The organism is Bacillus salipaludis (assembly GCF_004358205.1).
Genome location: NZ_SMYO01000014.1, coordinates 22,040 through 34,454, shown reverse-complemented (window position 1 = coordinate 34,454; position 12,415 = coordinate 22,040). Strand labels below are relative to the sequence as shown.

Genomic DNA, 12,415 nt, shown 5'->3' with positions numbered 1-12,415 from the left:
TAAAAAGGAGCCGTTTTTTGTGGTGGAATTCTTTAGCCCGGTTGTAAATATTTTTCTCACACAAAACTGTATTCACTTGCTGTTTCAGGAAAGACTATACATCGGAATCTCATTTGGGTCGGTTTCTGCCGCTTCGTTTGCATGGTCGATGTATCGAAGCAAGGCATACAATTTTTTTTCTAATACTGAGTAATCATGTTCGAAATGGTAGGCATGCAGGAATTGTTCTATTTTCTTTGATAAAAATTGGTCTTTTGTTCGAACCATTAAAATTAATAAGTTATCCCACTCGGACCGGTGTGTATAATACAACGCACGGTCATAATCCACTTTATTCATTTAGTTGTCTCCTCCTTGTTAGGAGTTGAGTTTATTTTATGATTTTTTGCCGAAAACTTTCACAGAAAATGTTGGACACCCTTAATTGACGCGTTTTTCAACTTTTACCTGTATAAAATTTTAGTGGTAAGCCACTACTTTAGGGGGGAAGATATGTTCAAATACTTCTTGTGCTTCATGATTTTATTTACACTTCAGCCTGACAATGCCTTTGGAGAAAAATTAGTTGAAGTTAAAAAACCCTATACGTACGAAATTTTAAAACAGGACCTTTCAAAGATTCAAAAAAAATATAAATCAGTAGTTGAGATTAAATCCATTGGAACCACTTATTATAAAAAGAATATTTGGGCCGTCAGACTTGGGTCGGGTAAAAAAAATATTGTTCTGATTGGCAGTCATCATGGACGGGAATGGCTGACTAGCATGGTGCTGATGAAAATGCTCGAAACTTATGCTGATGAATATGAAAAGGGAAAAAGGTCAACTGATATTTTAAACGAAGTTTCAATTTGGTTTATTCCGATGTTGAATCCAGATGGTGTCATGATTCAACAAAATCATTTTGCTCAGCTTTCCCGGAGCCAAATAATTAGTTTAGTGAAAATGAACGAAGGTTTAGAGCAATTTGACAGATGGAAAGCAAATGGTATTGGAATCGATTTGAATCGCCAATATCCTGCAGGATGGGAAGCAATAAAGAATGATCCGAAGGGACCATCATATAAGTCTTTTAAGGGAAAAGCCCCTTTAGAGGCAGAAGAGGTAATCGCCTTAACAAAGTTTATTCATCATAGGCAGCCAATAGTAGCTGTTGCCTATCATACCGCCGGGAGAGAAATCTTTTGGAAGTATAAAAACGGCAAACATCTTAAACGTGACCGAAAAATTGCGAAAAAAATCTCCAAACTTACTGGCTACAAATTAGGTAGACCCGATCAAGATGCAGTGGGTGGAGGTTTTACGGATTGGTTTATTACTACTTATCACCGACCGGCTCTCACGATTGAGATCAGCTATCTTGTTGGAGAAACCAACCCCCCATTATCCGTATTTAAAAAGGAATGGAAACGGAACAAGAAGGTGGGCTTGATGCTTGCAAAAGAAGCAAAAAAAATAAAGTAATATCTAGTCTTTTGTCTATGTTTTTTCTATCTTGTTTCATCATTCCTGCCTTTTCTTCATACATTGTGGTAAGAGGAAAAGGGGGAATGGCTCATGAATGCGGAAGAGCGCAAAGCACTGGAATATGCCATTAGCGAGATTACAGAAATCGCAAGCGGCTTTGGCCTAGATTTTTATCCGATGCGTTATGAAATTTGTCCAGCGGAAATCATTTATACATTTGGTGCATATGGCATGCCAACCCGGTTTTCACATTGGAGCTTTGGCAAACAATTTCATAAGATGAAGCTTCACTATGACTTGGGATTAAGTAAAATATACGAGCTTGTTATCAATTCAAACCCATGTTATGCCTTCTTGTTGGACTCTAACGCATTAATTCAAAATAAACTGATTGTGGCTCACGTACTTGCCCACTGTGATTTCTTTAAGAATAATGTTCGTTTCCAAAATACCAAGCGGGACATGGTGGAAAGTATGGCTGCAACGGCAGAAAGAATTCGAAAATACGAAATACAATACGGGAAAAAAGAAGTAGAGACATTTTTAGATGCTGTATTAGCCATTGACGAACATATTGATCCATCTTTGATGAGACCAAAATTAGCATGGTCAATGGATGATTTGGAGGAAGAAGAGAGCGGTGAGCACCGTAGCCCTTCTCCGTATGATGATCTTTGGTCATTGGATGATAAAGATAAAAAGGTTGAAAAAAAGCCGACAAAAAAGAAATTTCCACCAAAGCCTGAAAAGGATTTATTGTTATTTATTGAAACATACAGCAGAGAGCTAGAGGATTGGCAGAGGGATATTTTAACAATGATGCGCGAAGAAATGCTGTATTTCTGGCCGCAGCTTGAAACGAAAATCATGAACGAAGGCTGGGCATCCTATTGGCATCAGCGTATCTTAAGAGAGATGGACCTAACCAGTGATGAGGCGATTGAATTTGCTAAATTAAATGCCGGCGTCGTTCAGCCATCAAAAACAGGTATTAACCCATACTATCTTGGTATCAAGATTTTTGAGGATATTGAAGAACGTTATAATAATCCAACAGAAGAAATGAAACGTAGAGGCGTTCAGCCAGGCTCCGGCAGGGAAAAAATGTTTGAGGTCCGTGAGGTAGAATCTGATATTTCCTTCCTGCGCAATTACTTAAATAAGGACCTTGTGATGCGTGAGGATATGTATCTTTTCCAAAAACAAGGCAGGGACTACAAAGTTGTCGACAAGCAGTGGGAGCATATTCGCGACCAGCTTGTAAACATGCGTGTAAATGGGGGATTCCCATATATTACTGTAAATGATGGAGATTATTTGAAAAATGGAGAACTTTATTTGAAGCATTGGTATGAGGGGGTAGAACTGGACGTAAAATACCTCGAAAAAGTATTACCTTATATTCAACAGCTTTGGGGAAGACCAGTTCATATGGAAACAAATGTCGAAGACAGAAAAATGTTATTCACCTACGATGGTAAGGGAGTTCACAGGAAATATATCTAGTGGATGGTTAAAGCAAACAAAAACCAAGGCACGTGTTCGGTGCCTTGGTTTTTCACGTTATCCGGATTCGGATTCCTTTTAGTACGGTGTATAATCAACGTTTGGCGTGTATTTATTGCTGGCATTCCAGAGCAGGAATTCATGAATTCCTTGGGAGTGCAGCCCGCGAATTTGGTCTTCAATTTCTTTCTTGCCATATACTTTAAAATTTCCACTACCAAGCCATGCTGCAGTAAAATCTTGGAGCCATGGCCTGGAAATAGGAGGGTTGCTTAACTCTTCTAACCGGCCCTTTTCTACCTTCGCGTATTCTTTGACAAGCTGATAGGGGTGCAAATCAGGTTTCTTTATTCCAAAAATCCCTGTCCAATGACTTGGATAGATCATGGCGGAAATAACATCCACATTTTCGGCAATTTTAGAGAAATTTTGCCCAATACCTGGTGCTTCCGGAATGACAGTAGCGTTACCGAAAACATCTACAGATACTTTAACATGATAAGGTCTTAACGTTTCTGAAGCATACTTAACAAAACATGATACCGCCGCAATTCTATTTTGTCCATTCTTGGAAGGAAAGGTTCCCTGTTCGAAGCTTAGCTGTTTTTCAAAGGTTTCAAACTTCTCTGGAAAACGGACATAGTCAAATTGAATTTCTTTAAACCCCATATTGGCGGCTAGGATAGCAACCCCAATATTATAGTCCCAAACCTCTTTCAAAAATGGATTGGTGAAGGAATCTCCCCGCGCGTTTTTCCAAATCCCATTTGACGTTCTATAGGTAAGGCTAGGTGATTTTTTTGCCAATACACTGTCTTTAAAGACAACAATCCTCGCAATTGGAAAAATTCCGTTGGTTTTTAATGTATCCATTAATTCTTTAGGGTTATTAATATAAGGCTTGCTGATAGAAAAATAGGGTGAGTTTTTTGATGGGAGAAAGGTCATATTACCGTAATCATCTTTTACATCAATGACCATGGCATTTAACTCTGTTTGGTTAACGAATGAAAGTAGTTTATGAAACCTTTGGCCGCCTGTATTTTCAGCCTTTACATAAATCCCGCGAATCGGCTGCTGTGAGCCTAGTGGATTTACAGCAGATTCCTTGGCGGAAATTTGGTTTGGGACGGGAAATAGCGAAAGGGTAAATAAAACGATAATAGTAAGCAAAATTCTTTGCATCGGATCACTCCTCCTCAATCATCTTGCTTTTATCGTTCTCCGTTGTAACCATATTCATTCTAAGTGGAACTATTAAAAAATCCCCACAAGCAAGAAACTTGTAGGGACCTGATATCATTTTATTAAATAGATGCTAGTTCTTTTTCTAATGCATCTTCTACTGTTACGAAGTCATACCCAAGATCTTTTGCAACTGCTTCGTACGTAATTTCACCGTTTGCAACGTTTACGCCAAGCTTTAAGGCATGATTTTCAACAATAGCTTTGAATACACCTTTGTTAGCAATTTGAAGGGCATATGGGACTGTAACATTTGTTAAAGCAATAGTTGAAGTTCTAGGAACCGCACCAGGCATGTTTGCTACAGAATAATGAACCACACCGTGCTTAACAAAAGTAGGATTGTCATGTGTTGTTACATGGTCGCTAGTTTCAACAATACCACCTTGGTCAATCGCAACATCAACGATGACAGAACCAGGCTTCATGGCTTTTACCATTTCCTCAGTAACAAGTTTAGGAGCCTTCGCACCAGGGATTAATACTGCTCCAATTAGAAGGTCTGCTTCGGCTACTGCTTCAGCAATATTAAATGGATTAGACATTAAAGTTTTTACTTGGTTTCCAAAGATATCATCTAATTGACGTAAGCGGTCTGCACTTAAATCAATGATGGTTACATCCGCCCCTAAACCAACAGCCATTTTAGCTGCATTGATTCCAACAACTCCTCCGCCAATGATGGTAACCTTGCCGCGGTTAACCCCAGGAACACCTGCAAGAAGGATACCTTGGCCACCGTAGAATTTTTGTAAGAATTGTGCACCGATTTGTGCAGCCATACGTCCTGCAACTTCACTCATTGGTGTAAGAAGTGGAAGAGTTCTGTTAACTTCTACTGTTTCATAGGCGATTGCAATGACGCCGCTATCTTTAAGTGCTTTTGCCAATGGCGGCTCAGCAGCTAAGTGTAAATAGGTGAAAAGAATTAAACCTTGACGGAAGTATTTATATTCACTTGATAAAGGCTCTTTAACCTTCATAATCATTTGTGCTTTTTCCCAAACTTGGTCAGCGCTATCAATAATTTCAGCACCGGCTTTTGCATAATCTTCATTGGAGAAACCGCTTCCAATTCCAGCGTCTTTTTCAACTAATACAGTATGACCTGCATTTAAAAATGAAACAACTCCAGCTGGTGTAAGCGCAACCCTGTTTTCATTGTTTTTAATTTCCTTAGGTACTCCAATAAACATTCTATAAATCCCCCTTAAAAACTTAGGTTATTTTTGCTCTGGTCTTAGTATAGAATGTTTGATGAATTTTTTCTTTGTGAAGAAAGGAGAAATATTTTTCTCCTTTTTGTTGATTTTCACAAACGGTGATATTTTTCTAATTTTAAATCTATAAATAAAAGCATTTTCTGATTGGGATCTTTAAAATTAACTTCTCCAATTTCGGCAATCCGCTTCAATCGATAATTTAATGTATTTGCGTGAACATTTAATTCCTTTGCAGCATCTGCAATATTCGTGTCGTTATTTAGAAAAACCTCCAGGGTTTCCACAAGATTGCTGTTGTGCTTTTGGTCATACTTATGAAGGGATTTTAACGAGTGGTTTTCATATTCCTCGTTTTTTCTCTTCTCTAAAAGGACATCGAAAAATTGGTAAATCCCCAGTTGTTGATAATGGTAGATATTTTTGGTTTCAAATGGAAATTTTTCTTTGATCGATAAAACCTTTAATGTTTCCTGATAGGTTTTTCCAATCTTGCCATAATCATCATTGATACTGCTGAAAACAGGAGTAATATTCTGAATGTTATAACGTTCATTCATTTTCCACACAAATGATTGCGCAAATTGGTCTATTTCCTCCAACGGCCGTTCGTTTTTTGATGCGGATACAAGCAGTATAAGCTGGTTACAATCAATTGTATATAGCATAATGGTTAAGCGCTGGCTTGTTTTCAGCAGATAAGAAATGGATTGCTCCTCTTTTCGGGTAATGTTGTGCTGAAATTGAAAAACAAGAACAGCGTAGGAAGGGGAAGGAGTAATTTTTAAGGTTTGGAAATTATGAATGATTTCTTCTTTAATCGTTAAATGACCCGTTAATAATCTCCAAAAGAATTCTTGAAAATGCTCGCCTTTTTTATTTTTTCTTGTCTGTAATTGCAATAATTTATTTTTTACAGCATCGGCAGCCTTTTTAAGCAAGAAAAAATCCTTGTCGTTCAAGGTCTTATCAATTTCAATCGCCCAAATAAAGCCTAGTACTTCTTCTTGTTTCCAGATCGAAATGGCTACCCTATCACTGAGTCCAATATCGTCCATACTTTTTACACGAATGGGCTGGTCGGTTTTTAACAGAGCGGGGATGGTTCCTTCTTTCCATAATTGATTAATTACCTTTTCAGGAACCCTTCTGCCAATAATCGTAGAAATTCTCGCCGGATCCGTTCTTTCATCATGGGTGCTATAGGCAAGCAATCGATGGTTGGAATCTTCAATTGTAATTGGGCATTGAAGCACCTGACTGATTAGATCGGCAAACTCATCTAAACTATCAAAGTCAGCCCTAAAAGGATCATTTAATAATGAATTCAAGAGATTTCCCCCTATATGGTAGAAACAAATTAATAGATGTATTTTGTTTAAATATACAAAATGACAACCGAAAATTCTAGTTTTTACACAAAAGAAATAAATTGTAATATTATTAAAATAATTTTAGGTATTTGCAAAAATAAAAAATATTTGTATAATTGTAAAATGTAAGCGTTAACACTTGGGGTAGGAGGCGAATGCATTTACTGAGAACGAATTTTTTCTTTTGGAGCATAGAAATTATATAATATTATTACTATATTAATAAAGATAACCTCTAGTGAAAGTTGTTTAAAATCTATCAAAGAATTACATGCTTTTGGAAATGATTAAAAAGAGGAGATGAATTTATGAGTAAGAACCCTCAAGGAAAAGATCTTCATCGTGGATTGGAAGAAAGGCATATTAATTTAATGTCCCTAGGGGCTGCAATCGGAGTAGGATTATTCCTCGGTTCAGCAACAGCTATAAAAATGGCGGGGCCTGGAATTATTCTTGGATATGGTTTTAGTGGATTAATCATGTTTTTTATCATGCGTGCTCTAGGGGAAATGGCTATACAAAAACCTGTAGCAGGATCATTTAGTAAGTATGCACGAGATTACTTGGGACCGCTCGCAGGTTACATAACTGGCTGGAATTATTGGTTTTTATGGGTTGTAACCTGTATGGCAGAAATTACGGCTGTCGGAGTATATATGAAATATTGGTTTCCGGGGACTCCGGGTTGGATTTGGGCATTAGCCGCACTGGTCATCATGGCAACTGTCAATTTCCTTGCGGTAAAAGCCTATGGCGAACTGGAATTTTGGTTTGCACTTATTAAAATTGTCACCATTTGCTTAATGATTGTTGTTGGATTAGGAATGATTTTCTTTGGAATAGGTAATGGTGGGATTGCCACAGGAATAAACAATTTATGGAATCATGGTGGATTTTTCCCACATGGTTTCAAAGGAATCCTAATGTCATTACAAATGGTCATGTTTGCTTACTTAGGAATTGAAATGATCGGGGTTACAGCAGGAGAGGTTAAGAACCCGGAAAAGACGATTGCAAGAGCGATTGATTCTGTTTTCTGGCGTATCTTGATTTTCTATGTAGGTGCACTGTTTGTTATTATGTCCATTTATCCTTGGCAGGAAATCGGAACAAAGGGCAGCCCGTTCGTATTAACTTTCGAACAAATTGGAATTAAGGGTGCAGCTGGAATTATTAACTTTGTTGTACTAACGGCAGCTCTTTCTTCATGTAATAGTGGAATCTTTAGTACGGCAAGAATGTTGTTTGACCTAGCGAAGCATGGTGAGGCTCCAGAGAAATTTGGTAAGGTTACAAGGACTGGTGTTCCGGGTCTTGCAATTATTGCCTCGGCAGCAGTATTATTAATTGGTGTAGTTTTAAACTATGTTGTACCAGCAAAAGTTTTTACGATGGTTACAAGTATTGCAACATTCTCAGCAATTTGGACTTGGGGGGTTATTCTTTTATCCCAGCTACGCCATCGTAAAGACATGAAATCTAACGAGGTTCAGCAGTTAAAGTATAAACTGCCCTTATATCCGCTATCTTCCTATCTTTCACTCGCATTTCTTGTTTTTGTTGTGGTGATTATGGCGATTAACCCTGATCAAAGAATAGCTGTAATCGTTGGACCAATCTTTATATTAGCTCTTACTGGATATTATTATTTTAAAGGTTTTCATAAAAGAAATTCTTCTTCGTCAAAATCAAAAAATCAAGCAAGTTAAATAAATTATGAAAATGGAGTCCGGCAATCGGACTCCATTTTTTCTTCTTCAAAAAGGAATGAATCCTTCCAGAGATTTGTCACATACTAATTTTGATTATATAAAGGAGGGAATAGCGATGAAAAAATTTACTGCATTCGTGGCAACGGCAGTCCTTACCATTTCGATATTTAGTACCAATGCTAGAGCACAAAATGTTGCGGACCCAACTGCTGCACTGCAAGACCAAAATACAATGTCCGTTCTTTGGTTTCAAAAAGCAGGAGAAGCAAAAGCTTTGTATTATCAAGGCTATAATGTTGGAAAAATGAGATTAGCTGAAATTCTGAAGAAAAAGCCAAAGAAAAGAGCGTTAAAGCCTGCAGTGGTCCTTGATATTGATGAAACGATATTGGATAACAGTCCGTATCAAGCGTGGAATGTGGTTACAGGAAAAGCCTATCCATTAAATTGGAATGAGTGGATTAATAGTGCTCAAGCTAAACCGCTTCCGGGGGCAATTGACTTTTTGAAGTATGCTAACTCCAAGGGTGTAGCAATATACTACATATCAAACAGAACTGAGGCACAAAAGGATGCAACGATTAAAAATTTAAAAAGTGTTGGAGCGCCACAGGCAGATGCTGCACATGTCTTATTGAAGCAGCCTGGGGAAAAAGGGAAAGAAACACGCCGTCAGCAAGTCGCGAAAACACATAATATCGTCCTATTGTTTGGAGATAACTTGGGAGATTTCAGCGGTTTCGATGATTTATCATTATCCGCTAGGTCACAGGCAGTTGACAACCGTCGTAATGAGTTTGGTAAAAAGATGATTGTTTTCCCTAACCCAATGTATGGGGACTGGGAAGGGGCGATTTATAATTATGATTTCAGTAAATCGGATGCCGAAAAAGCTAAATTAAGAAAAGAAGGGTTAGTTCCATACCAGCCATAGAAGAAAAGTACAGCCATCATCATTGGCTGTGCTTTTTTGTAATTCCAAGTTTTTTCATTCGACGATATTACTAAAGGAGAGTATAGTTGTTTCCATAAGTCTACAAAATTGTATCACTTAGTGTGTTTCTATTTATAATTTTTTTTTAATGTTATTTTAACTGTTATTTGGTATGCTTCTTAAAGTTTTTGTAAAATGACCAGACAACCTATGATTCTAATAGCCGATATATTTCTCGGGGGAATTCATCTTTTAATATAGGTATCTACTACTTATGGAAAATGAAAACATAACACTTTACTTTAATTTTTGATATGATAGAGGATGTTTTTTAATAAACAAAGTTCTTAATTAGTTGTTTCCACCAGGAGGAATTCCATGGACCGATTATTGCAATTAAATACAATTTTTATCAGCATTGTAATTGAAGCGATTCCTTTTATTATTGTTGGGGCGCTTGTTTCTGCACTTATTGAAGTTTTTGTTTCTGAAAATACGATTATTCGAATTATGCCTAAAAATAGATTCCTATCTGTTATAACGGCCAGTATAATTGGAGCATTATTTCCAGGTTGTGAATGCGGGATTGTTCCCATTACTGCACGTTTAATAAAGAAGGGGTTAGCGCCGTATTCTGCTATTTCATTCATGCTTTCCGCCCCGATCATTAATCCGATCGTTCTTTTCGCTACCTTTATCGCATTCGGTGATAGTTGGACGATGGTCTGGTACAGGGCAGGGTTGGCCATTGGCGTTTCTATTTTAGTCGGTATCATTCTTTCTTTTTTCTATAAGGAAACCCCGTTAAAACTGAACTATGTCGAACATACACATGATCATTCACAGCAAAATACCAAACAAAAACTAATTAGTGTTCTGACACATACTATTGATGAATTTTTAAGTGTAGGAAAATTTCTTGTTATGGGAGCATTAATTGCCTCGGCCATGCAAGTTTTTATACCAACCAAGATTCTTGTTACCTTAGGAAATACAAAAATTACTGCTTCATTGATAATGATGGCTTTGGCATTCATTTTATCCATTTGTTCAGAAGCAGATGCTTTTGTAGCTTCGTCTTTCAGAAATAGTTTCGCTCAAAGTTCCATTGTCGCCTTTTTAGTCTTTGGAGCCATGGTTGACATTAAGAACCTGCTCATGATGTTTGGTTCCTTTAAACCGAGATTTGTTATTCTTCTCATTTCTTTAATTTCGGGATTGGTATTTGTAGGTTCACTTCTTTTGTAAAGGATGTGGGATAAATGTATCGAATTGTGATTTTACTACTTTTCACAAACCTTTTTTTTATGTTGCACTCAACGGGAAACATCTCAAAATATATAAACCAAAAATATTCTTTCCTTTCATATAGTATGATATACGTTTTATTTTTCTTGACCATTGTGGAAGGGATTCGTTGGTATTTTGCAAGTAAGAAAAATGAGAGGGAACATCAACATAATTGTGATTGTCTTCATGACCATGACCACCATCACCATCATGGACACGGAGAGGGCAAGGAGAAAAAGTTCACTAAGAAAAAATTCAAAAAAATCTTGGGATACACTTTTGTATTAATACCTGCTATATCAGGCGTTGTTTTACCTGTTGCTACTCTTGACTCCCAGCTAGTGGACGCAAAGGGATTTTCATTCCCTGCATTAGAGGACGGAAATGACAGATACGGGACCCACCAAGTTTTAAATCCTGATATGAGCAAATTCATGAATCAGGGCGACTTTCAAGATTTAGTCCACAAGGAGTCTAAATCCTATGTTGGAAAAAATAATATTGCTTTAACAGATAAAGACTTTTTAGTCGGATTAGAAGTTATTTATAATTTTCCTGGGACTTTTGCTGGAAAAACGATCACAATGAAAGGATTTTCCTATAATGGCCCTGGATTACAATCGAATCAACTTTTCTTACTGCGGTTTGGGATCATTCACTGTGTGGCAGATTCCGGAGCCTTCGGAATGATGATTCAATTCCCTAAAAACATACACATTCCAAATGACCAATGGTATCAGGTAACAGGAACCATGGATACCGTTTTTTATCAACCGATGAAAATGAAAATTCCTGTATTAAAAGTGACGAGCTATAAAACCATTCCAAAACCGAATGACCCTTATGTTTACAGAAATAGTTTGAATTAGGAAGGATAGTTCTAGGCCCTCTGGGGTCTTTTTTTTATGATGAAAAAAACTTCCTGGTCGATAAAAAGTCTTTCCTGATATACTCAGCATAATATAAAGCTATCTTTCCCTTAATGAAAAGATAGCTTTTATCCTTATTTTACTTGCTGGAAAGCATAATCATATCTTTCCTCATTTTTTTGTTTTCAGTAATGCCCTAAATTTTAAGCATCGTAAAGCATATTTTCTTATTCTTCCACAGGTTCTTTAGGTCCGATAAGTTCTAATTGATAAAAACCTAAGTCGAGCCATCTATTGAATTTAAAACCCGCCTTTCTTATTGTACCTGAATGAACAAAGCCAAAGTTTTTATGCATGGCAATGCTTTTTTCATTGGCAGTATCAATTCCAGCAATTAAAGTCATATACTCTCTTTCCCTGGCAATAGCGATTAATTCTTTCATTAAAGAAGTCCCAATGCCCTTTTTTCTGTATTCCTTATCAACATAAACAGAATGTTCAATTGAATATTTATAAGCGGGCCATGCTCTAAAAGGACCGAATGTCGCAAATCCAACCACTTTATTATCTTGTTCACATACTAATATTGGATAACCTTCATCCATCTTTTGTTCAAACCAAATTTGTCTGCTTTCAAGCGTTTGGGGTTTATATGAGTAAACAGCAGTAGTATTGAGAATGGCATCATTATAGATATTTAAAATGTCGACCAAATCTTTTTGAGTTGCTTCCCTTATCATTTTTTTCTTCCTTTCAAAATAAATTTTTCTTCCTATATCTGATTGTAGATTGTTCCATG

General features: G+C 37.0%; 11 protein-coding genes. 6 read left to right on the top strand and 5 right to left on the bottom strand.

Going from position 1 to position 12,415, the window contains the following annotated elements; translation table 11 throughout:
• Positions 1-84: 84 nt before the first annotated feature.
• Positions 85-339: a YhdB family protein gene (locus E2K98_RS23410; RefSeq protein WP_026574397.1), complete on the bottom strand. Its 255-nt coding sequence runs from the start codon at positions 337-339 to the stop codon at positions 85-87.
• 153 nt (positions 340-492) lie between these two features.
• On the opposite strand from E2K98_RS23410, the gene E2K98_RS23405 reads away from it, so the two are divergent.
• Positions 493-1,464, top strand: coding sequence for a M14 family zinc carboxypeptidase (locus tag E2K98_RS23405; RefSeq protein WP_133338494.1), 972 nt, complete (start codon positions 493-495; stop codon positions 1,462-1,464).
• A gap of 93 nt (positions 1,465-1,557) precedes the next feature.
• Positions 1,558-2,973 (top strand): SpoVR family protein, encoded by a 1,416-nt coding sequence (locus E2K98_RS23400; protein WP_026574399.1) that lies wholly within the window; start codon positions 1,558-1,560, stop codon positions 2,971-2,973.
• 78 nt (positions 2,974-3,051) lie between these two features.
• On the opposite strand, the gene E2K98_RS23395 is transcribed toward E2K98_RS23400, so the two are convergent.
• From E2K98_RS23395 to E2K98_RS23385, 3 genes are all read right to left on the bottom strand, one after another.
• A complete protein-coding gene (locus tag E2K98_RS23395; RefSeq protein WP_133338492.1) occupies positions 3,052-4,158 on the bottom strand; it encodes a putative glycoside hydrolase in 1,107 nt (368 codons plus the stop codon).
• Between the two features lie 122 nt (positions 4,159-4,280).
• Entirely contained in the window at positions 4,281-5,414 is a 1,134-nt protein-coding gene (gene ald / locus E2K98_RS23390) for an alanine dehydrogenase (RefSeq protein WP_026574400.1), read from the bottom strand.
• A gap of 116 nt (positions 5,415-5,530) precedes the next feature.
• Entirely contained in the window at positions 5,531-6,769 is a 1,239-nt protein-coding gene (locus E2K98_RS23385) for a PucR family transcriptional regulator (protein ID WP_133338490.1), read from the bottom strand.
• Between the two features lie 350 nt (positions 6,770-7,119).
• On the opposite strand from E2K98_RS23385, the gene E2K98_RS23380 reads away from it, so the two are divergent.
• The 4 genes from E2K98_RS23380 to E2K98_RS23365 all read left to right on the top strand — a co-directional run bounded on the left by E2K98_RS23380 (position 7,120) and on the right by E2K98_RS23365 (position 11,616).
• Positions 7,120-8,520 carry an amino acid permease gene (locus E2K98_RS23380; protein WP_026574402.1) on the top strand — a complete coding sequence of 467 codons (1,401 nt, stop codon included), beginning with the start codon at positions 7,120-7,122 and terminating at the stop codon, positions 8,518-8,520.
• A 112-nt stretch (positions 8,521-8,632) separates the two neighbouring features.
• Positions 8,633-9,457 (top strand): 5'-nucleotidase, lipoprotein e(P4) family, encoded by an 825-nt coding sequence (locus tag E2K98_RS23375; RefSeq protein ID WP_235824916.1) that lies wholly within the window; start codon positions 8,633-8,635, stop codon positions 9,455-9,457.
• 378 nt (positions 9,458-9,835) lie between these two features.
• The gene (locus tag E2K98_RS23370) at positions 9,836-10,705 is read left to right on the top strand and encodes a permease (RefSeq protein WP_133338486.1); all 870 of its coding nucleotides are present in this window, start codon (positions 9,836-9,838) and stop codon (positions 10,703-10,705) included.
• A gap of 14 nt (positions 10,706-10,719) precedes the next feature.
• A complete protein-coding gene (locus E2K98_RS23365) occupies positions 10,720-11,616 on the top strand; it encodes a TIGR03943 family putative permease subunit (protein WP_133338484.1) in 897 nt (298 codons plus the stop codon).
• Positions 11,617-11,843: 227 nt separating this feature from the next.
• Here E2K98_RS23365 and E2K98_RS23360 read toward each other — a convergent pair whose 3' ends face one another.
• Positions 11,844-12,356, bottom strand: a complete 513-nt coding sequence (locus E2K98_RS23360) for a GNAT family N-acetyltransferase (RefSeq protein WP_133338482.1) — start codon at positions 12,354-12,356, stop codon at positions 11,844-11,846.
• Between the last annotated feature and the right edge of the window lie 59 nt (positions 12,357-12,415).